Here is a 19378-nt window from a genome sequence, read left to right on the forward strand (position 1 = left end):
CCGGATCAGATAACCCACTCCGAATGCAACGGATCGGCCCCCTTTCGCGTTGCGAGGCATCGGCTCGCGTTGTGCGGGTTATCGGAACGGCATGCTGATGCGGCTCGGCGGAATTCTTGATCGCTGGAACGACCAATCCCTCGCCCGGCAGTTTCTGCTCGCGGGCGGGCTGGTCGCGTTCGCCGCGATGCTTTTGGTCGGCGCCTATGTGACGAGCGTGATCGAGGCGACGGTCACCCGTAACTCCGCCGCGTCCACGGCCCTTTATGTCGATAGCATCATTGCTCCGCTGCTTCCGGACATGAAGACCAATCAGACGCTTGATGACGTCACCACGCGTGCGCTCGACGAGACCTTCGGCCAGGGTGCTCTCGGGGGACAGGTCATATCCTTCAAGCTCTGGCGCCGCGACGGCACGGTCCTTTATGCGACCGACAAAAGCATGATCGGGCAGAAATATGGGCCGAGCGACAATCTCAGAACCGCATTTTCCGGACAGATGGTGGCACGGTTCGGGCCTGCCGAAGACCCCGAAAGCAATTTTGAGCGGTCGACCGGCCTGTCGCTTCTCGAAATCTACAATCCGATCCTGCAGCCCTGGTCGGGAGAGGTCGTCGCGGTCTCGGAGTTCTACGAGGTCGCGGGCGATTTCCAGCGCAGCCTCTATCAGGCCCAGCTTCGAAGCTGGGGGGCGGTCGCCGGCGTTACGCTCGCCTTCTTCCTCATTCTTTCGGCGATCGTTTTCCGCGGCAGCCGGACGATCGACCACCAGCGACAGGCGCTGACGCAGCGGGTGGCGGAACTGTCCGATCTGCTGTCGCAGAACGAGGCTCTTCACGCGCGGGCGCAGCGGGCCTCGCGGCGCGCCACCGCCCTTAACGAGAGTTATCTGCGCCGGCTCGGCGCCGACCTGCATGACGGGCCAGCCCAACTCGTGGCCTATGCCGCGCTTCGGGTGGACAGCCGGCTCCTGACCGATCCTGCGACGTCGCCGACCGCGCGCGAAGAGGAGGTCACCACCATCAAGGCCCGGCTCGACGAGGCGATGGACGAGATCCGCAGCATCTGCAGCGGTCTTGTCCTGCCGCAGATCGAGGCCGCCGAACTGCCCGACGTACTGCGGCGCGCCGTCAATGCTCATCGGCAGCGGACCGGTGTCGATGTTGCTCTCAAGACGTCGAGCCGATCGAGGCCGCTTTCGCCTTCGGCCAAGATCTGCATCTATCGTTTCGTCCAGGAAGCGCTCAACAACGGCTTCCGGCATGGCGGCGGCTTGGATCAAAGCGTTCGCCAGAGTTTTGACAACGGCAATGTCGTCGTCGAAGTCGGCGATCGCGGCCCGGGTTTCGATCCCCAGCGCATACGCCCTGAAGGTCTCGGGCTGGCAGGTTTGAGAGAGCGCATCGAAAGCCTCGGCGGAACATTTGCAATCACCTCATCGAAAGACGGCACCACGGTCAGGATGTCGCTGAACACGCATGAAATGGAGCAGGCTTGATGGCAGGAATAAAGATAGCGGTTGTCGACGATCATCCGTTGTTCCGGGAGGGAGTGACGCGCAGCTTGGGGGAGATCGAGGATTTCGAAATGGTCGGCGAAGGCGGCTCTCGGGAGGACGCACTGCGCATCGTGCGAGAATTGTGCCCGGATGTGATGCTGATGGACATTTCGATGCCCGGCAACGGCCTCGAGGCGATAACCGAAGCGCTCGATTTTTGCCCTGACCTCAAGATCGTCATGCTGACCGTTTCGGAGGCGAGCGAAGACATCGCCGCCGCCCTGAAACTGGGCGCCAAAGGCTATGTTCTCAAGGGCGTCGGTTCGAGGGGCCTGGCAGACGTGGTCAGAACGGTGGCGTCCGGCGAGAGCTATGTTTCGCCCGGCCTCTCGGCGCGGCTGATTGCCGGCCTATCCGCTCCCACCGAGGTCCAGGCAAAGCCCGACCTCTTGTCGGAACTGACGGACCGCGAACAGGAGGTGCTGAGCCTCGTTGCATCCGGGCTCAGCAACAAGCGAGTGGCGCGGCAGCTTGATCTTCACGAAAAGACCGTCAAGCATCACATGACCCGCATCCTTTCGAAGCTGAAGGTGACCAACCGGACGGAGGCGGCACTCGCCCTTCGTGATGCGACCGACCAGCGGTCAACGGCCGAACGATCGCAGTCTTGAGGCATCCGAGGGGGTTGCGGTCCGATTGACGATGGTGCGGGATTGCGAATCCCGCATCTCGTAACGCCCTTGAGAGATTCGTTCCGTCGCGCCGTTGTGATGTCTGACTGTTATCGACGTTCCGCGAACATCGACCTCGACGCCGGCTTTCGAGGGAGCCGCCGGTGCCGGGGCTGCGGGCTGGGCAGGAGACGCGGCGGCTTTGCCGGGATTTACAGCTTCGCCTGCCGGAGCCGATCCCGCTCCGGTACCAGGACCGGTTCCCGAGCCGGTACTGCCGCTGCCGGTATCGGTTCCAGCGGCGTTACCGTTACCGCCGCTATTGCCGTTGCTGGAACCATTGCCGTTATTGCCAGAACTGCCGCCATTGTCGCTGCCGTTCCCGCTGGAGCTGCCGCCGCCGTTTCCGCTGCCGCCATCACCATTGCCGTCCTTAGCGGCAACGGTCGACAGAGCGATACGCGGCAGACCGTCCGCGCCGGCGACAACCTTCCACGGCAGCACCGCTGCAATGACTGCGGTGAGCGCTCCGCTCAGGACAAGCATTCTACGCGTCGGCATCTCTCGCTCCTCGTGTGGCCATCTCCTGCGTGAGGCATTTTCGAACTGTTTTGCAAGGTCTAAACCGGACGCCCCCCTGATGGTTCCGCGCCCTGTCGCCGCTCAAAGAGCCCGCCGACCCATAAACACGGCAGCCGGCGGGCAAGGTTCTGCGCTGAAAAGGACCGATGATCGCGCAGGAACCGGGGTCTGCATCCGTCAGACGGCAAGCGCTTCCAAAGTGGCGATGAAGATAAAAAGCCCTGCGACGGGGATCAATAGCCATCTGGCCTGGGAAACGCTGCTGTCGATGACGGAACCTCCTGAAAAACCTCCAGGATCAACGGCACCTTAACAGCGCAATTCCTCGATTTCATCCCCCCTTGGACCTTTAGCCTGCCCCATCAGACCAAAGGCCCAGAAAGGGTCGGCCTGAAGTCCGGTCGCGTCAGACTGAAGCCCAAAACCCGGAACGAGCCGTGGCAGTCGCAGTTCGAGGTGTGAGTGCGACCCATTAACGGGCTCGCAGGTGAACCAGAAAGTAGAGGAAACATCATGAAACTCTCGATGAAACAGACGCTCGCGATTGCGCTTCTCGCCGGATCGACCCTTTCGGTGGTGCCGGCCATCGCTCAAACCCAGGCTCCCCAGAGCGGTCAGGACGGCAGCAATCAGGTCTTGCCCCGCAAGGTCAAGCCAGGCTCGAACGATTCGTCCGGCGCCAAACAGGCTCAGCCGCAGCAGAATATGGGCGCGGCGACACAACAGCCACAGGGCTCGGCCGGCGGCAATGACAAAACGGGCGCCCAGGCCCAAAGCGGCGACCAGCAGCGCCTGAAGCCCCTGAAGCCCAAGAACGGTGACAACGCTGCTCAGGAAAAATCGACCGATTCCATGAAGGCACAAACGGGCGATACACAGCCAGGCGCTAAGGACAACACGGCACAGCAGAAGCCTGCCGGCCAGAACGACAGTTCGACGACCGCCAATTCCGGCTCGGGTTCGGGAACGGATGCCCGCAAACCGGCAACCGATGACACTGCCCGACAGAATAATGGTGCTCAGCAGCCCGGTTCGAACCAGGCCGCCACCGATAAACCTTCCAACGAGACCACGGGCAGCATCAATATCTCGACCGAACAGAAGACCGAAGTGCGCAAGATCCTCGTCCAGAACAAGGTCGAGCCGGTGAATGTGGATGTTGACGTCAATGTCGGCGTCGCGGTTCCAACGACCGTGAAACTGCATCCGTTGCCGCCGCGCATCGTCGAGATCGTGCCCGCCTATCGCGGTTACGAATACTTCGTCCTGGCGGACGGGCGGATCATCATCGTCGATCCCTCGACCCATGAGGTTGTTTACATCCTGGTCGGCTGAGCGCTGAACACAGGAGAAAACCATGAGTGACCGAGAACCGATAGTGATCCGTACGAGCGGCAGCGGCGGCTGGGCCGTTGCCGTCATCCTGCTGGTGGCCGTCATCGCAGGTGGGTTCTTCCTCTTCGAAGCTGGTTATCTCGGAAACCATGACGTCGATATCGGCGTCACCCTGCCGAAGATCGAGCCGCCTGCGCCAGTCACGCGATAGACGGCCTCGATCCCGTTCGAAGGGCGCGGCTCAAATCACCCGCCCGCTCACAACATGTAGAAGGAGACTATCATGAAGACCCAGATCATCGTTCTTTCCGCCGTGGCCCTTGGCGCCCTCGCGCCTGCTGCTTCCGCCCAGCAAGGCACCGTCAACGGAGCCGCCGGCGGCGCCGTTACCGGCGCCATCATCGGCGGCCCGGCGGGTGCCGCCGTCGGCGGGGTCGCCGGTGCAGCTGTCGGTACCGTCATCGACCCGCCGCCGCAACGCGTCGTCACCTATGTCGAACAGGCCCCTGCCCCGGCATCACCGGTCGTCGTCAAGGAAAAGATCGTCGTCGGCAAGCCGCTTCCTTCAAGCGTCGTGCTGACCCCGGTTCCCGACAGCCCGAAATATGCCTACGCGGTCGTGAACAAACAGCGCATCATCGTCGACCCGCGGACCCGCACGGTCGTGCAGGTCGTCCGGTAAATATGCCCCCTTCTGCCGAAACAAGATCGGGGAGAGGCGGGATCCCGTCTCTCCCCGATCTGCGTTCAAAGAGAAAATGGTTGGGAAGACTGCCGGCTCACTGCGTCGTGTCGTCGTCGCCGATGCCATCGACATCGGAAAGACGCACGAATTCGACGCCCCGGCCTTTCAGGGCCAGGAGAGCGCGGGCGACGCCCTCGCCGGCCGCATGGGTCGGCTGGTTGATATGCGCGAGGACGACATCGCCGTCCTTGGCGGCAGCGATGCGTTTTTCGGTGACGCCGGCGCCGAGCAGCGAGCCGCCGTCGCCATTCAGCGAATAACCGGCGACCCGGTATCCCATGTCGCGGATCTGGCGGATCGCCGAAGGATCGTATTTGGCCGTTGAGCCCCGAAACCAGCGCGGTGCGGCGATGCCCGCCGCCAGCATCGCATCGGCGCCACCTGCCACTTCCTGGCGAACGGCTTCCGGTGATCCGGCCGCGGCGATGCCATAGATCAGGACCGGAGCATCGACCGCCGGCACATGGTTCTGGCCGTGGTTCTCCAGTTCAAACAGATCGAGGTTGTTTAGAAAGACCGCGACCGCCTGCGGGTTCTTTTTCAGCCAGCGGGCGGTGACGAAAATGGTCGCGGGAATGCGCTCCCGGACAAGCGTCGAAAGGATGCGTTCGTCGGCCTGCCCCATGCAGGCATCGAAGGTCAGCGCCACCCGAGGGCGGCTGACATTGCCGGAACGGCTGACATGCAGATGCGGCTCGACCAGTTTGGGCGTGCCCGCGGCATGCTGCGTGACAGGCGGGATTGAGGGCTGCTTTGCAGGCAAATTCTGGGCGCCCGCCGTCAGAGGCAGCAACAGGAAGATGGTGGAAAGCAGAGCGCGTCGCATCATGGATACCGATGTTGAGAAGGCCCCTCTTTATCGGCAAACGCTTGAAAACGCCATGCGACGGAATCTCCAGACGCAAAAAGGCCGGACGATGCCGGCCTTTCTTCGCTAAAATGTATCTGCGTCAGCAGTCCGTAGCCTGACCGTTGGTGTTGGTGCCGGCCTGGCCCGAAGGAACCGATGCGGTGCCCGTCGTGTCAGGCGTGGTGGCCGAGCCCCTGGTCTGCAGGTTCGGAGCGCAGTTGGTCCGCGTGTCCTTGGTGCCTGCAGCATTGCCCATGGCGCCGCCTGTGGTGCTGTTGGTGGCGTTCGGGTCGATCTTCTTCTGGCCGTCGCTGCTATCGCTGGCCGACGTGCCGGTGGAGCTTGCATTTCCCTTGCCGCTGGTCTGGGCAAGAGCGCCACCGGCCGCGAGGCCGAGAGAAAGGATCGAGACGGTAATCAGCTTGAAAGTCATGGGAATTTCCTCCGTTGAAATACCGGCAGAACCGGCGGATTCGATTTGCCCGCGTAGTTCAAACCCCAGACAACCGAGGATGTTCCATAAAAACTGTTCCGGTCCGGAACCTTAGAACCGTGCCGAGGCCAACCTGCTCTGCAGCGACTTGAGATCTTCGGCCTTGCGCGAGGCGAGGCCTTTCTCCCAGGTAATCGCGGTCTCGACGATAAAATCCAGATCGTCGTGGCGCGGCTTCCAGTCGAGCAACCGGCGCGCCAGCGTCGAATTGGCGACCACGCTTGCCGCGTCGCCGGGCCGGCGGGGTCCATAGCGGATTTCGAACTTGCGGCCACCGACGCGCATCACCGCGTCCAGAACCTCCAGGACCGAATAGCCGCGGCCGTAACCACAATTGGCAATCAACGGTTCGCCGCCACGGCGCAGGTAGCTCAACGCTTTCAGATGCGCGTTCACGAGGTCGGTGACATGGATGTAGTCGCGGATGCCGGTGCCGTCAGGCGTCGAATAATCCGTCCCGTAGACATCGACGCCACGGCGCTTGCCGAGTTCAGCCTCGCAGGCGATCTTGATCAGATGGGTGGCGCCTTCGGTCGACAGGCCGGTGCGGCCGAGCGGATCGGCGCCGGCGACATTGAAATAACGCAGGGCCACGAAACGGAAATCATAGGCCGCCGCGGCATCGCGCAGCATCATTTCCGACATCAGTTTCGACTGGCCATAGGGGTTCTTCGGGTGCAGGTCGGCGCTTTCGAAGACGGGCGTGTCGTCCTTCTGATCGCCATAGACTGCTGCAGTCGACGAGAAGACGAAATGGCGGATGCCTGCCTCGATCGCAGCGGCAGCGAGCAACCGGGTATTGCCGGTGTTGTTCTCGTAATAATCCAAAGGATGGGCGACTGATTGCGGCACGACGATCGAGCCGGCGAAATGCAGGATCGCGTCGATGTCGTTTTCGGCAAAGATCTGCGAAAGAATGGCGCGATCACCGACGTCGCCCAGATAAAACCGCGCCTCGGCCGGCACGGCCCAGCGAAAACCGGTCGAAAGCCTGTCGAGGACGACGACTTCCTCGCCCGCATCGAGCAAAGCCCAGATCATGTGGCTGCCGATGTAACCCGCGCCGCCTGTCACCAGAACTGCCATGTCTAAGCTTCCCTGCTTTCTTATCGTTGGCAGGACGAAAACACGGGCAGTCTTCAACAATGCTTACCCGACGCGGGTTGCGCCGGGTTTATCTCGGGTCAAGGCAAACAGGCACTTGAGCAAATCGCTCGAATTTTAGCGTTTGCGTGCCGGATCGGATCAGAGCCGCTTGATATAATCAGAGAGGCGGCCGGCGGCGTCTTCGATCTGTTTCGGATCGCGCAGGAAACAGGCGCGCAGGAAAAGCTCGCCGCCCTTGCCGAATGCCGAGCCAGGCGCCAGCGCCACGCCAATCTTGTCAACGATATCGAGCGCCGCGCTGCGGCTGTCGGTAATGCCGTCCACCTTGACGAAAGCGTAAAGCGCGCCGTCGGGTTTGAGCGTTTCGACACGGTTGGTGGCAATCAGCGCGTCGCAGAGGATGTCGCGCGCTTCGGTCGCCCGGGCGATATTCGCATTTACGAAGTCGTCGCCCTGGTTGAGCGCCACGACGGCACCGCGCTGCAGGAACTGCGCCACGCCGGAATTCGAATACTGCACCAGGTTTTCGATAACCTGTCCCATTTCCGGGGGAGCGACGATCCAGCCGACCCGCCAGCCGGTCATCGACCAGTTCTTGGAGAAGGAATTGGCGAAGATGATCCGGTCGCCTTCCTCCATGATGTCGAGGAAGGACGGAGCCCTTGCGGCGCCACCATAATAATAACGGGCATAGATCTCGTCGGCGACGATCCAGATACCGTGCTTGCGGGCGAGCGCCAGGATGTTCTTCAGGTCTTCGAGCGTCGCCGTCCAGCCCGTCGGGTTGGCGGGCGTGTTGATGAACAGGCCTTTGGTCTTCGGTGTGATCTTCGCCTCCAGCTTGGCGAGATCGAGCGACCAGCGGCCACCGACGAAATCGAGCGGCAGGCCGACGGAATGGGCGCCGGAAATCTCGATCGCCGAGATGATGTTCGGCCAGGTCGGCGACAGATAGATCATCTCGTCGCCGGGAGAGGTCACGGCCTGCACCGCCAGCATGATCGCATGCATGCCGGAGCCGGTCACATAAAAATGCTCGACCGGCAGCGAGACGGAGAAATGCCGCGCGTAATAATCCGACAGCGCCTGGCGCAACTCGGGGATGCCGCGCTGCCAGGTGTAGAAGGTCTCGCCGCCGAGCAGCGCCTCGGTTGCAGCGCGGTTGATGAAATCCGGGCTCGGCAGATCCCCTTCACCGGCCCAGAGCGGGATCAATCCCTCTCGCCCGCGGGCGTAATTCAGGACCTCGACAATGCCGCTTTCGGGCGCCGCGACGGCGCGGGGGCTGAGACTGGAGATGATCGACATGGAATTCCCTCGGGGCTGTTTCCCACTTCTTTAGCGCAGGAAAGCCTCGGAATCCCATGATAATCCGTGACGCAGGGATCGATTCCGCTGATGAATTCGCCGGGCGTGATCAAAAGATCACTTTGCCTTCAGCAGGTCGCGGATTTCGGTCAGCAGCTGGATATCGGCCGGTGGCGGAGCCGGCGTCTCGTCGGCCGACTTCTTCTCATCCGCGAGGCGCATCTTGTTCACGGCCTTCACCATCAGGAAGATGATGAACGCCAGGATCACGAAATTGATGAGAACGGTGATGAAGTTGCCATAGGCAAAGACCGCACCCTGTTCGCGGGCAGCGGCGAGCGACGACGCCGTGACCGCGCTCGACAGCGGCAGAAAGTAATTCGAGAAATCGAAGCCGCCGCCAGTGATCGCGCCGACGATCGGCATCACGATGTCATCGACCAGCGATTTTACGATACCCGTGAAAGCGGCGCCGATGATGATACCGACCGCAAGATCGACGACATTGCCCTTGGCAATAAAAGAACGGAATTCGCTGATCATTGACATCGCCAATATCCCCCATGGCTTTTCAGTTTCGGTAAAACGCAACATAGCGCTTTCTGCGGATGTGAAAAGACGGCGCCCGCCGCAGGCTTAAATACGATCGTCTATTGGACTTTTTGCCGAGAGCCCCCCTGATTTCCAAGCGCATGCTTTTCCCCTAATGTTTGAGCCCTGAAGCTCTTTGCGGAGGAGCAATGCTTCCTGGCTGGGTCATTTTCGTTTCGGCTTTCGCCTATATCCTGCTGCTGTTTGCGGTGGCGAGTTATGGCGACCGGCGAAGCCGTGTCTTCGGCGTGCCGAAGAACGGCCGGCCGATCGTCTATGCGCTGAGCCTTGCGATCTACTGCACCTCCTGGACCTATTTCGGCGGCGTCGGGCTTGCCTCGCAGAAGGGACTGGAGTTCACCGGCATCTATATCGGCCCGATCCTCGCCTTCACGCTCGGCATGCCGATCATCCGGCGGATCGTCGAGCTCGCCAAGGCCGAGAAGCTGACGTCGGTCGCCGATTTCATCGCCGCCCGCTACGGCAAGAATTCCACCGTCGCGATGATCGTCGCGATCATCGCCCTGGTCGGTGCCGTGCCCTATATCGCGCTGCAGCTGAAAGCGGTGTCGAGCTCGGTCGCCGCCATGGTCAATCCGTCGGACTACGGCATCGGCAGCGGCAACCTCTATTTCATCGACCTGGCGCTGATTGTCACGCTGATGATGGCCTGTTTCGCCGTCATCTTCGGCACCCGCCACACGGATGCGACGGAACACCAGGACGGGCTGATCCTGGCCGTCGCCATGGAATCGGTGGTCAAGCTGTTCGCCTTTGCGACGGTCGGCTTTTCGGTGTTCTTCATCCTGTTTGACGGCCCGTCCGACCTGCTTGCCAAGGCATCGGAAAACATGCTGGTCGGTTCGGCGCTCGCCTACGAGACGCCGATCAGCCGCTGGCTGATCCTGATCGCGCTGTCGGCGTTTGCGATCATCATGCTGCCGCGGCAGTTCCATGTGACCGTGGTCGAGAACCGCACGACGAAGGAGCGCAAGGTGGCGAGCGCACTTCTGCCGCTCTACCTGATCGCCATCAACATTTTCGTGCTGCCGGTGGCCATGGCCGGGCTGATCACCTTCGGCGGCACCGGCGACGCCGACCTTTACGTGCTGACGTTGCCGCTCGCCGGCGAGCTGAAGGTCGTTTCGCTGATCGCCTTCATCGGCGGCTTTTCCGCAGCCACCGCCATGGTCATCATGGAATCCGTGGCCCTTTCGATCATGGTGTCGAACGACATCATCATCCCGATATTCCTCAGACAACGGCTGATGGCGGCGCGCTCCGGCCAGCGCACCGATTTTACCCGCACGCTGCTGAACATCCGCCGGGTTGCGATCTTCGGCGTTCTGATCCTCGGTTATGCCTATTACCGCATGGCCGACAGCCAATCCGGCCTTGCCTCCATCGGCCTGCTGGCGTTCGCGGCGATCGCTCAGGTAGCTCCTGCCCTCCTCGGCGGCCTCGTCTGGCGCCGTGCCAACGCCCGCGGCGCAATCCTCGGCATGTCCTTCGGCTTCCTTGCCTGGGCCTATCTGCTGTTCGTGCCAAGCCTTGGCGGGCCTGACAATTCCCATGTGGCGACGGCCGTCCTCAATTTCCTGTTCCCGGGCACCGGCATCTTCTCCGGGCCGCAGACGGACCCGCTGGTCAACGCGACGATCTTCAGCCTGACGCTCAACATTCTCGCCTTCGTGCTGGGATCGCTGTCGCGCAATCCGCGTCCGGTCGAGCGAATCCAGGCCGGCATCTTCGTCAAAAGGCACCTGCGCTCGCAGTTTGCCACCCGCGGCTGGAAAACCCGCGTCGGCGTCGGCGACCTGAAGACGGCGATCGCCCGGTATCTCGGCGAGGAACGCATGCGTCGCTCCTTCTCCAACTACGAGAAGACGGCCGGCCGCAAGTTCGGCGACGACCAGCCCGCCGACATGGCGATGATCCATTTTTCCGAACAGCTGCTCGGCAGCGCGATCGGCTCGTCCTCGGCCCGGCTGGTGCTGTCGCTGATCTTGCAGAAGGCAGAGGACACCAATTCCGACACCGCCTGGCTGCTCGACCAGGCAAGCGAGGCGCTGCAGTATAACCAGGACATGCTGCAGACGGCGCTTTCGCAGATGGACCAGGGCATTGCCGTGTTCGACAGTTCCGAACGCCTGACCATCTGGAACCGGCGTTTCCGCAATCTGCTGGACCTGCCGGAACAGGTCGGCCAGGTCGGCTTTCCGCTGGCCGACATGGTTGCCATCCTTTCGGAACGCGGCGATCTCGCGGCCGTCGAGCAGGCGGAGGTGATCCGTAAGTTCCAGACGCTCGACGCCCCCTTCTCGCTGGTGCTGAACGGCGGCGAGCGGATCATCGAGGTTCGCTCCAACGCCATGCCCGACAAGGGCATCGTCGCGACCTTTACCGACATTTCCGATCGTGTCGCGGCAGACCAGGCGCTGAAGCAGGCAAACGAGACGCTCGAACAGCGGGTCGGCGAACGCACCGCCGAGCTCACCCGCGTCAATAAGGAGCTTGCCGAGGCCCAGGCATCCGCCGACGAGGCCAATATCGGCAAGACCCGGTTCTTCGCAGCCGCCGGCCACGACATCCTGCAGCCGCTCAACGCCGCCCGGCTTTATTCCTCGGCGCTGGTCGAGCGGCTCGGATCGTCTGACAACAACGGTTCGCTGGTGCGCAATATCGATTCCGCGCTGGAATCCGTCGAGGCGATCCTTGGTGCGGTTCTCGATATCTCCAGGCTCGATACAGGCGCCATGAAGCCGCGTTTCACCTCGGTGCCGCTCGACGACCTTCTGAAACGCATCGAGACCGACTACGCGCCGATGGCCCGTGAGAAGGACCTGGAATTCGTGGTCATGCCGACATCGCTGAAGGTGCGCTCCGACGCCAACCTGCTGCGCCGGCTGGTGCAGAACCTCGTCTCCAACGCCATCAAATACACGATCGACGGCAAGGTACTGATCGGCGCCCGCCGGCGAGGCGACCAGGTGGTGATCGAAGTACTCGATTCCGGGATCGGCATCCCGCCCTCGAAATTCCGCACCGTGTTCAAGGAATTCGCCCGGCTGGACGAGGGTGCGAAGACCGCGGCCGGCCTCGGTCTTGGCCTGTCGATCGTCGACCGCATCTCGCGAGTGCTCAACCATCCGGTCCAACTCGCCTCGACGCCCGGGCGAGGCACCGCCTTCCGGGTCCAGGTGCCGATGGACCTGACCGCATCGCAGGCAGTCCAGGCCGCTGACCAATTGGAGCGCCGCAAGCGCTCGCAGCCGCTGAACGGGCTCCGGGTTCTCTGCATCGACAACGAACCGCGGATCCTCGAGGGCATGGCGCTGCTGATCACCGGCTGGGGCTGCACCGTCGGCCAGGCGGACTCGCTCGCCGCTCTCGACGACATCGTCGACCGCCACGAACCGCCGCCGGAAATCATCATCGCCGATTACCATCTCGACGACGGCAACGGCATCGAGGCTGTCCTGAAACTGCGCGCCAGATATCAGGCGGATATCCCCGCGCTGATCATCACCGCCGATCGCACGCCCGAGGTCCGTGCCGAGGCGGAGCGTCACGACATCGGCGTGCAGCACAAGCCGGTAAAGCCGGCGGCCATGCGGGCGTACCTCACGCAGGTTGCAGGCCTCAAACGCGTCGCTGCTGAATAGTGTGAACCTCACCCAACCCGGCGTTCATCGCGGAGTCATCACGGACAGTTTACGGTAGATAAGGTCTAAACGCCCAAATAGGGCTGGAACTGTCCGGCTTTTTGCCGCGTTTAGCCGCGTACATCCTGGCCCGCAGAGGCCTTACGGACCGAAAGGCGAAAGCCCCATCGGCACCGGCAAAGACGGAGACCGCGACCGATGAAACGCTTTGATATTATTGATGGTATGCGAGGATATTTCCTCGTTTTCATGGTTCTCAACCATCTGATCTTTGCTGGCGGCTATCTTCTGGTGAAGATCAACCACAATCAGCTCGCCTTCGTTGAAGACGCCCAGGGCTTCGTTTTCCTGTCCGGCCTGCTGATCGGCATGGTCTATGCCAAGAAGATGCTGAAGAACGGTTATGCGGCCGGCCGCACGGCCATCTACAACCGCGCATTCGAGCTTTATCGTTATGCGATGGGCATCGTGCTGGTTGTGCTGGTCGCGCAGATGCTTTTGCCGGGCGCCTATTCGATCTGGTTCAACTGGCTGGGTTACACGACCTTCGACGACCCGCTGCGCCTCGCTGCGATCGCGACCTTCCTCTACCAGCCGACCTTCATGGATATCCTGCCCCAGTATATCGTCTACATGCTCTTCGCGCCGATGCTGGTGAAGCTCGTGCTGGAGGACAAGTGGCATTATGTGGTGGCCGGTTCGGTAATCCTGTGGATGGCGGCCCAGCTCGGTCTGCAGCAGATCGCCACGACGCCGATCAACGATCTGGTCATGGGCGCGGACGACCAGGGCATCCGCGTGTCGTTCAACCTGCTCGGCTGGCAGGTCGTGTTCTATTCGGGCCTCGTGCTCGGCGCGCTGACCTCGGCCGGCAAGATCAAGTGGAGCAACATCCTGTCGCCAGACAATACGTTCATCCCGAAGGTGGCGCTGCTGATGGTTCTCTTCTTCCTGCCGCTGCGTCTGATCACCGCGCATGAGCTGATGCCGCCGCACATGATCGGCAAGTTCGCCTCGATGGAAATCCGTGCCGATTTCGGTCCGGTCTATCTCCTGAATTTCGCAGCCGTCGCCATGCTTGTTACCTGGCTGATCGTCGCCGGCCCGAAGCACAGGGACGAATGGGTGCGCCGCATTGCCGGTGCGGTCACCTGGGTGTTCTCGATCAAGTACCTGCAGCTGCTGGGCCGCCACTCGCTCTATGTCTATGTGTGGCACGTCGCGATCGTCTATTTCGTCTATTATTTCGACGGACGGACGCCGGAGCTCAACGAGTTCACCAAGACGGCGATTGCGCTGGTCTCGATCGCGCTGCTGTCGCTGCCGGCCCTGTGGCGCGAACGCGACAAGCTGTTCGGCACGGCGGAACCGGCTCCGGTCAAGGTGCAGCAGCCGGCAAAGCCCGGCGCACCGCAGCAGATGATCATTCGGTAAGGCCGGGTCTAGGCAAAATAAGGGCAGTGGCCCAGGCCACTGCCCTTGGACTGCAGGCACCTCGCAACATACTCGAGGTCGTCCTCGGGCTTGACCCGAGGAGCCATGGGCTGGCGGTGCGGATGCTGGATCCTCGGGTCAAGCCCCGCGCTCAACCGACGGGTTCGGAGGCGTGCAGCATACGCCAATGCCATTCACCGCAACGCCAGCTTAAGACGCCAGACATTCGGAAGGGGAAACCGGTTTCGCCCTCTAAACTGCCGACAAACGCTTTACCGTTGGAAAAAACAGCCAGTGTCGCCCTCCACACGAGTTTCCAGTAAGTCCCAAGCCCATCGAACCGTAAAATCCTTGCCCATATTCGTGATGAAATGCTGCCGGACGCCCGAGGCATCGACGAAGATGTCCGCTGCTTCCGACCCACAGCCTACGGCATCGTGCTCGAATTCGTCAGCCAGGCCGACATCTTTGATGAAGCGTCGGATGCTCAATCGTTCCACAGCCGATTTGAGCATGGTTAGTTTGTGGTCATGTCCTTTTCGTGCTCCACGCATGCTCGCCAATCCATGAATTGTTTCTTGTCTCATTGACGATAGTGGAGCGTCTGCCAGCCAGTCCGGAAGCCAAACGGAAACGATTCTGAAATCTTCAGCGTTGAAGCAGCCGGATCGCGTGTGCAGTCGCGTTCCTGACTGTCCAGCGTTCGACGGGTCTATCCCCGGTCGGTTGGCTATCTGACAGTGCGGCAAGAAGGTCGGCGGTCTTGCTGCGGATGACGCGTTCGAACCGCTCGGCTTCCTCCTGCGGACGATCGTTGGTACGCTTTGCATAGTGGGCGAGCAGGGCAGCGTTCGTTAAGTCGCCGTTCAACGCAAGATAGAAGGCGGCGAGTTCGATATGTGTACGGATCAAAGCAACGTCGCCGAGACGTTGATCCATATCGAAGAGATCAAGGAGGTCTTCTCGATTTTTGGCAATCTCCCCGCCGATCAGACGATAGGCAACCAGGAGTGTGCCGACGAGCACAAGGTCGTTGAGGTCGTCGGCTTCGCGTGCCGTCGCAACGGCTTCAGCCGAGAGGCGAATTGCGGTCCGCACGTCGTCATGCTCGAACGCGATCTCCGCTCGCGTGACATGGGCTCGGACAAAGCCTGACTGATAGCCGATGGAAGCGGCGATTTCGGCCGCTTCATCGATCAAAGGCTCCGCCTCGCGGGGTAGGCCCTTCCAGATCAGCATCGTTCCCCAATAGCGCAGGGTTGCCGAGAGCGCTCGTGTGGGGCCGAGTGGCCGTAAGGCGGCCTCGCCAGCGGTGATAAGGGGCCAAGCCTCGTCCCAGCGTCCCTCATATCCATAGCCGACGGCCTCCATTGCCAATGCGCGCCCCTGCCACAACGACGCGCCGGCCTCCATGAACAGTCTGGCTGCCTCGCCCGAGAGCTCCTTGTCCCAATGACGGACCCAGCTTGAACGCATGGCGCCCCACAGGTTCAGCTTGCCAAGTAGGAAGGGTGGCGTTTCGCCGGTCGCTGCCCTCATTGCCCTGTCGATCCATTCGCGGCGCTCCGTCAGCAGCGACATCTCATCGAACAAGGGAGCCGATGCCGTTGCGAGCGCGATGGCCAGATCCGTTTCGCCGGATTGTTCGAACACCCATGCGAGCGCGGCCCGCAGATTGTCGAGGCCGGGCGCGTAGCGATTTCGCCACGTGATGGTTGCCTCAGTCTCGATCCCGATTTCCGCTTCAGTGAAAATATCGATCATGCGCCTGACGAGACGCAGCCGCGCGGCGTGAGAATGCTGCGCGTCCAGACGCTCGGCAGCGTATTGGCGGGTCGTCTCCAAGAATCCGTAGCGGGTTCGTCCCGAAGGATCGCGAATGGAAATCACAAGCGATTTGTCGAACAGCGAAAGTAGCACCTCGTCCGCGGAGCGATGATCGCCGCCGCGGCAAACGGCAGCGATATCCTCGATCGAGGCGTGACCGGCAAAGACGGCAAGTTCGGCAAAGACGGCCTGCTCATCAGCGGCCAGCATATCGTAGCTCCAGTCGATCATGGAGCGAAGCGTGCGCTGACGCTGTGCCGAACGGCGTGGGCCGCTTGTCAGCAAATCGAAACGCCGGTCGAGGCTCGCGGCCAGGTCCTGAAGGCTCATCGCGGCCAAACGAGCCGCCGCGAGAACCAGAGCGAGAGCAATGCCGTCGAGCCGTCGGCAAATATCCACCGCTGCCGGCACATCCTCCTGTTCGAGGACGAAGCCATCCAGCGCCAGCGCCGCCCGCTCTGCGAGGAGCGCAACCGCGGGATAGGTCAGGGCTTCCGTGGCCGTGCATGTCGGCTCCGGGGGATAACGAAGGGTGCCGAGGCGAAAGAGCTGCTCGTCTTGAAGCCTTAACGGCTCGCGGCTGGTGGCAAGGACGCCAACGCCAGGGGCGGCGGCAAGGATGGAGCCGACGACATCGCCCGTCGCTTCGACCAGATGCTCGCAATTGTCAACGAGGATCAGCATCGATTTGTCGGCAAGGAAGTCCAGAACCGCCGTGAGATGATCGCCGGTCGTTTCCAGCCGCAGGGCCGAACGAAGGGTGCTGGGGATCAACGCGGCGGACTGTATCGGCCCAAGTTCGACAATCCAGACACCATCCGGATAGCTTTCGGTAATCAGCCCAGCTGCCGCAATTGCAGCCGAGGTCTTTCCGACACCGCCGGCCCCGATCACCGTTACAAGCCGTTTGTGGGCAAGAAGATCGCCAATGCGCCGCACGTCTTCGGCGCGACCGATGAGCGGCCTTGCCGAAGCCAGGTTGCCGGGTCGCCGCGGATGTGCGGCGACGTGAGGCAATGCACGAAAGGTCAGACGTTCGTCGGTCGCGTCGGCTTCCCATCCCGACAGCATATAGCCGCGACCGGAAATCGTGCGGATGGTGTCGCGCAGAGCTGGCCCAAGAGCGTTACGGATATCGGAGATGCATTTTGTCAAGGAATCGTCGGTTACCGCAATGCCGCTCCAGTTTTCCGCCACTAGCTCGTCTTTCCCGATGACGTGATCCGGCTTTCCGGCGAGGTAAAGCAACAGTCCGAGGGAGCGCCTGCGCAAGGTGACGTGCCTGCCCGACGAGTCGCGCAGTTCACGCCTCTTCAAGTCGATTAACCAGCTCCCGTCCTGCACACTCCCCTCCAGCACGCGCATCGGCCAACCTCGCTCCGCGCTTATCGACCATTATTCTTCCTGAATCCCGGCTTGCTTCAACCCGCTGAAGCAGAGGTCCAGCATCCACTTGTGCCGAAACCGGCTTTTGCCGGCCTTGCTAGCGTGCAACAGCCGAAGCGACCGCCGGCGCAACATCATTGACTGCTCGGAGCTATCCAGAAGCTCGCTCCTTTCCAGATCGATTGATATAACCGCCCGTTTTCCCAACGAAGCCCCAAGAGGAGCGAGATCATACTCATCGCCTCTGCGCAAGCTTGGGAATTCAGGAAAATTTCAAGTTCGTTTCCGGACGCCTGCCGCCGGTCTCTCTTATTGTTGAAGTCATTCGACAAATAGGGGAGCTCCGACATGGCAGGCTTTTTCGAAACGGAACAGCATCTGGCGCTGCATACTGCGGCCAGCAACGACCCTCTCGTTTACGCTTCGTCGCATGCATTGACATGTGGCGCGAGCGACGATCGAGAAAAGAGCGCGCCACGGTGGTTATCGGCCCGGATCGGCGCGATCCTATCGGCTCTTTTCGGATTGCGTAATTCGCTCGCCGAGCTTTCCGACGCACAGCTTAGGGATGCCGGCATTCCGCCGGAACGCGCCGGACGCGTGCGCGCGGCGGATGTGTATGCGGCGACTATCGCCAATCTGACCGCAATGCGGTGACCGGCATCCATTCCACCATCAACCCGACGCCATTTTGGGAGGCATCGATGATCCGTGTCGACAGGGATACGCTTGCTCGCGTTCGCGGCGCTTCCCCGTTGCATGTCGCGGACAGCGAGGGCTTCCTTTTCGAAGACGTCCTAATCCTGAACCGTTCGATACCGTTCCATCTATTCCGCCGCCGGCACGTCCTAGCTGTATTCATCAGGCAACGGAATCTTGGCGAGAGGATGTCCTCATGAGCGCAACCGCATTCCTCGTATTTTGCGCTACGTATTTTGCATTCTCGGCCGCTCCTGGACCGAGCAAGATGACGGTGATGTCAACAGCCATGTGGCTCGGCCCGGCATGCGGCCTTGTCTTCGGTGTGGGCGTGGTTACAGCTTCGTTCGCGTGTCTGCTCGTCACCGTGGCTGGTTTCGCGACGATCTCCATGAGGCTCGGCGAACTGATCTGGCTGATTCAGTTCCTGGGGGCCGCTTATCTCATCTATCGAGGTATCGTAACGTGGCGCACTGAGCCCGCTGTTTCGCCATATGCCGTAGCAGGCGATATGCCACGGCTCTTCCTCTCTGGTGTGCTCCTGAGCGCCAGCAACCCGATCACACCGATCTTCTATACCGCCGCGTTGCCCGGCTTCATGCCGATGGTCGGCCAAGCAATCATGCTGGAAAAAATCGTCACGATGGCCGGAGGCGTCGGTATCATTGAGGTAATCGTCATCGGCGGCTATGTCGCCGTCGGCAACAAGACGAGGAACGTGCTCACCACTTCCAACCGGCTGAAAATCCTGAACCGCGCGACGGGCGGTCTCCTGACAGCATCAGGCGTGCTGATTGTCGTGCGATGGGGCTTGGCGTGATGCGGCGGCGCTACAAGTTCTCGGAGACATGGCAGTCGCCAGTTCGCTTCGGCGCGCGCATTCCCATGATGTCGCTGATCGAGACCTTGGCGGTCGCCGAGTATCTGAACTTCTACCATGCGGCAAACGCCCGCGGCGTCAGCCAGTCCAGCGTCAGCGCCCGGATCAGGACATAGGAAGAAGACCTCGGCATCCTCCTGTTCGAACACCATGCGCGCGGTGTCCGCCTGACCGAGACGGGCAGGCATTTCGTGGAAGGTATCGCCGCCGGCATCGACCACATCGAACATGCCGTCAAAACGGCCGGCGCTTTCGCGACCGCCTTTCGGCGGCCTTGGATCTGTCGATCCGCTCATGGGATTATTGT

Annotated in this window: 18 protein-coding genes; 10 read left to right on the forward strand and 8 right to left on the reverse strand. The window is 61.6% G+C overall.

The window, feature by feature from the left end; translation table 11 throughout:
- Positions 1–97 precede the first annotated feature (97 nt).
- Positions 98–1498: a sensor histidine kinase gene (locus AC1DLT_RS28000; protein ID WP_477488920.1), complete on the forward strand. Its 1401-nt coding sequence runs from the start codon at positions 98–100 to the stop codon at positions 1496–1498.
- A complete protein-coding gene (locus AC1DLT_RS28005; protein WP_155414692.1) occupies positions 1495–2169 on the forward strand; it encodes a response regulator in 675 nt (224 codons plus the stop codon). Before AC1DLT_RS28000 ends, AC1DLT_RS28005 begins: the two co-directional genes overlap by 4 nt.
- Here the strand turns inward: AC1DLT_RS28005 and AC1DLT_RS28010 are convergent.
- Positions 2143–2730, reverse strand: a complete 588-nt coding sequence (locus AC1DLT_RS28010; protein WP_477488901.1) for a hypothetical protein — start codon at positions 2728–2730, stop codon at positions 2143–2145. The two genes, AC1DLT_RS28005 and AC1DLT_RS28010, sit on opposite strands and share 27 nt — an antisense overlap.
- A 534-nt stretch (positions 2731–3264) precedes the next feature.
- On the opposite strand from AC1DLT_RS28010, the gene AC1DLT_RS28015 reads away from it, so the two are divergent.
- The 3 genes from AC1DLT_RS28015 to AC1DLT_RS28025 all read left to right on the forward strand — a co-directional run bounded on the left by AC1DLT_RS28015 (position 3265) and on the right by AC1DLT_RS28025 (position 4768).
- Positions 3265–4086 (forward strand): DUF1236 domain-containing protein, encoded by an 822-nt coding sequence (locus AC1DLT_RS28015; RefSeq protein WP_477488902.1) that lies wholly within the window; start codon positions 3265–3267, stop codon positions 4084–4086.
- A gap of 22 nt (positions 4087–4108) precedes the next feature.
- Positions 4109–4297, forward strand: coding sequence for a hypothetical protein (locus AC1DLT_RS28020; protein WP_040124522.1), 189 nt, complete (start codon positions 4109–4111; stop codon positions 4295–4297).
- A gap of 72 nt (positions 4298–4369) precedes the next feature.
- Positions 4370–4768 carry a DUF1236 domain-containing protein gene (locus AC1DLT_RS28025; RefSeq protein ID WP_040124521.1) on the forward strand — a complete coding sequence of 133 codons (399 nt, stop codon included), beginning with the start codon at positions 4370–4372 and terminating at the stop codon, positions 4766–4768.
- Positions 4769–4865: 97 nt separating this feature from the next.
- On the opposite strand, the gene AC1DLT_RS28030 is transcribed toward AC1DLT_RS28025, so the two are convergent.
- From AC1DLT_RS28030 to mscL, 5 genes are all read right to left on the reverse strand, one after another.
- A complete protein-coding gene (locus AC1DLT_RS28030; protein ID WP_477488921.1) occupies positions 4866–5657 on the reverse strand; it encodes a polysaccharide deacetylase family protein in 792 nt (263 codons plus the stop codon).
- Between the two features lie 124 nt (positions 5658–5781).
- Entirely contained in the window at positions 5782–6114 is a 333-nt protein-coding gene (locus tag AC1DLT_RS28035) for a hypothetical protein (protein WP_247037430.1), read from the reverse strand.
- Positions 6115–6225: 111 nt separating this feature from the next.
- Complete coding sequence (gene galE, locus AC1DLT_RS28040; protein ID WP_477481957.1) at positions 6226–7260, reverse strand: UDP-glucose 4-epimerase GalE; 1035 nt, start codon at positions 7258–7260, stop codon at positions 6226–6228.
- A gap of 159 nt (positions 7261–7419) precedes the next feature.
- Positions 7420–8589 (reverse strand): pyridoxal phosphate-dependent aminotransferase, encoded by a 1170-nt coding sequence (locus tag AC1DLT_RS28045; RefSeq protein ID WP_477488903.1) that lies wholly within the window; start codon positions 8587–8589, stop codon positions 7420–7422.
- Between the two features lie 117 nt (positions 8590–8706).
- Complete coding sequence (gene mscL / locus AC1DLT_RS28050) at positions 8707–9132, reverse strand: large conductance mechanosensitive channel protein MscL (RefSeq protein WP_040125733.1); 426 nt, start codon at positions 9130–9132, stop codon at positions 8707–8709.
- A gap of 197 nt (positions 9133–9329) precedes the next feature.
- Here mscL and AC1DLT_RS28055 point away from each other — a divergent pair, with 197 nt between their 5' ends.
- Both AC1DLT_RS28055 and AC1DLT_RS28060 read left to right on the forward strand, forming a co-directional pair.
- The gene (locus AC1DLT_RS28055) at positions 9330–12845 is read left to right on the forward strand and encodes a hybrid sensor histidine kinase/response regulator (protein WP_477488904.1); all 3516 of its coding nucleotides are present in this window, start codon (positions 9330–9332) and stop codon (positions 12843–12845) included.
- A 198-nt stretch (positions 12846–13043) separates the two neighbouring features.
- On the forward strand, positions 13044–14279 hold the full coding sequence (locus tag AC1DLT_RS28060) for an OpgC family protein (protein WP_477488905.1): 1236 nt from the start codon (positions 13044–13046) through the stop codon (positions 14277–14279).
- Between the two features lie 272 nt (positions 14280–14551).
- On the opposite strand, the gene AC1DLT_RS28065 is transcribed toward AC1DLT_RS28060, so the two are convergent.
- Positions 14552–14833, reverse strand: coding sequence for a hypothetical protein (locus tag AC1DLT_RS28065; protein ID WP_477488906.1), 282 nt, complete (start codon positions 14831–14833; stop codon positions 14552–14554).
- Positions 14834–14927: 94 nt separating this feature from the next.
- Positions 14928–17423, reverse strand: coding sequence for a winged helix-turn-helix domain-containing protein (locus tag AC1DLT_RS28070; RefSeq protein ID WP_477488907.1), 2496 nt, complete (start codon positions 17421–17423; stop codon positions 14928–14930).
- A gap of 417 nt (positions 17424–17840) precedes the next feature.
- Here AC1DLT_RS28070 and AC1DLT_RS28075 point away from each other — a divergent pair, with 417 nt between their 5' ends.
- The 3 genes from AC1DLT_RS28075 (at position 17841) to AC1DLT_RS28085 (ending at position 19187) form a co-directional block, all read left to right on the forward strand.
- Entirely contained in the window at positions 17841–18149 is a 309-nt protein-coding gene (locus AC1DLT_RS28075; protein WP_477488908.1) for a hypothetical protein, read from the forward strand.
- Between the two features lie 238 nt (positions 18150–18387).
- Positions 18388–19011, forward strand: coding sequence for a LysE family translocator (locus tag AC1DLT_RS28080; protein ID WP_477488909.1), 624 nt, complete (start codon positions 18388–18390; stop codon positions 19009–19011).
- The gene (locus AC1DLT_RS28085; protein ID WP_477488910.1) at positions 19008–19187 is read left to right on the forward strand and encodes a helix-turn-helix domain-containing protein; all 180 of its coding nucleotides are present in this window, start codon (positions 19008–19010) and stop codon (positions 19185–19187) included. The genes AC1DLT_RS28080 and AC1DLT_RS28085 overlap by 4 nt, the downstream gene beginning before the upstream one ends.
- Positions 19188–19378 lie beyond the last annotated feature (191 nt).

It is taken from the genome of Neorhizobium sp. 05N33, from assembly GCF_056397445.1.

Bases quoted from the DNA above. Each gene is read 5' to 3' on its own strand.
- AC1DLT_RS28045 (WP_477488903.1), bottom strand. From the start codon at position 8,589: ATGTCGATCATCTCCAGTCTCAGCCCCCGCGCCGTCGCGGCGCCCGAA.
- AC1DLT_RS28065 (WP_477488906.1), bottom strand. From the start codon at position 14,833: ATGCGTGGAGCACGAAAAGGACATGACCACAAACTAACCATGCTCAAA.
- AC1DLT_RS28075 (WP_477488908.1), top strand. From the start codon at position 17,841: ATGGCAGGCTTTTTCGAAACGGAACAGCATCTGGCGCTGCATACTGCG.
- AC1DLT_RS28055 (WP_477488904.1), top strand. From the start codon at position 9,330: ATGCTTCCTGGCTGGGTCATTTTCGTTTCGGCTTTCGCCTATATCCTG.
- mscL (WP_040125733.1), bottom strand. From the start codon at position 9,132: ATGATCAGCGAATTCCGTTCTTTTATTGCCAAGGGCAATGTCGTCGAT.
- AC1DLT_RS28025 (WP_040124521.1), top strand. From the start codon at position 4,370: ATGAAGACCCAGATCATCGTTCTTTCCGCCGTGGCCCTTGGCGCCCTC.
- AC1DLT_RS28035 (WP_247037430.1), bottom strand. From the start codon at position 6,114: ATGACTTTCAAGCTGATTACCGTCTCGATCCTTTCTCTCGGCCTCGCG.
- AC1DLT_RS28000 (WP_477488920.1), top strand. From the start codon at position 98: ATGCGGCTCGGCGGAATTCTTGATCGCTGGAACGACCAATCCCTCGCC.
- AC1DLT_RS28030 (WP_477488921.1), bottom strand. From the start codon at position 5,657: ATGCGACGCGCTCTGCTTTCCACCATCTTCCTGTTGCTGCCTCTGACG.
- galE (WP_477481957.1), bottom strand. From the start codon at position 7,260: ATGGCAGTTCTGGTGACAGGCGGCGCGGGTTACATCGGCAGCCACATG.
- AC1DLT_RS28060 (WP_477488905.1), top strand. From the start codon at position 13,044: ATGAAACGCTTTGATATTATTGATGGTATGCGAGGATATTTCCTCGTT.
- AC1DLT_RS28015 (WP_477488902.1), top strand. From the start codon at position 3,265: ATGAAACTCTCGATGAAACAGACGCTCGCGATTGCGCTTCTCGCCGGA.
- AC1DLT_RS28080 (WP_477488909.1), top strand. From the start codon at position 18,388: ATGAGCGCAACCGCATTCCTCGTATTTTGCGCTACGTATTTTGCATTC.
- AC1DLT_RS28020 (WP_040124522.1), top strand. From the start codon at position 4,109: ATGAGTGACCGAGAACCGATAGTGATCCGTACGAGCGGCAGCGGCGGC.
- AC1DLT_RS28010 (WP_477488901.1), bottom strand. From the start codon at position 2,730: ATGCCGACGCGTAGAATGCTTGTCCTGAGCGGAGCGCTCACCGCAGTC.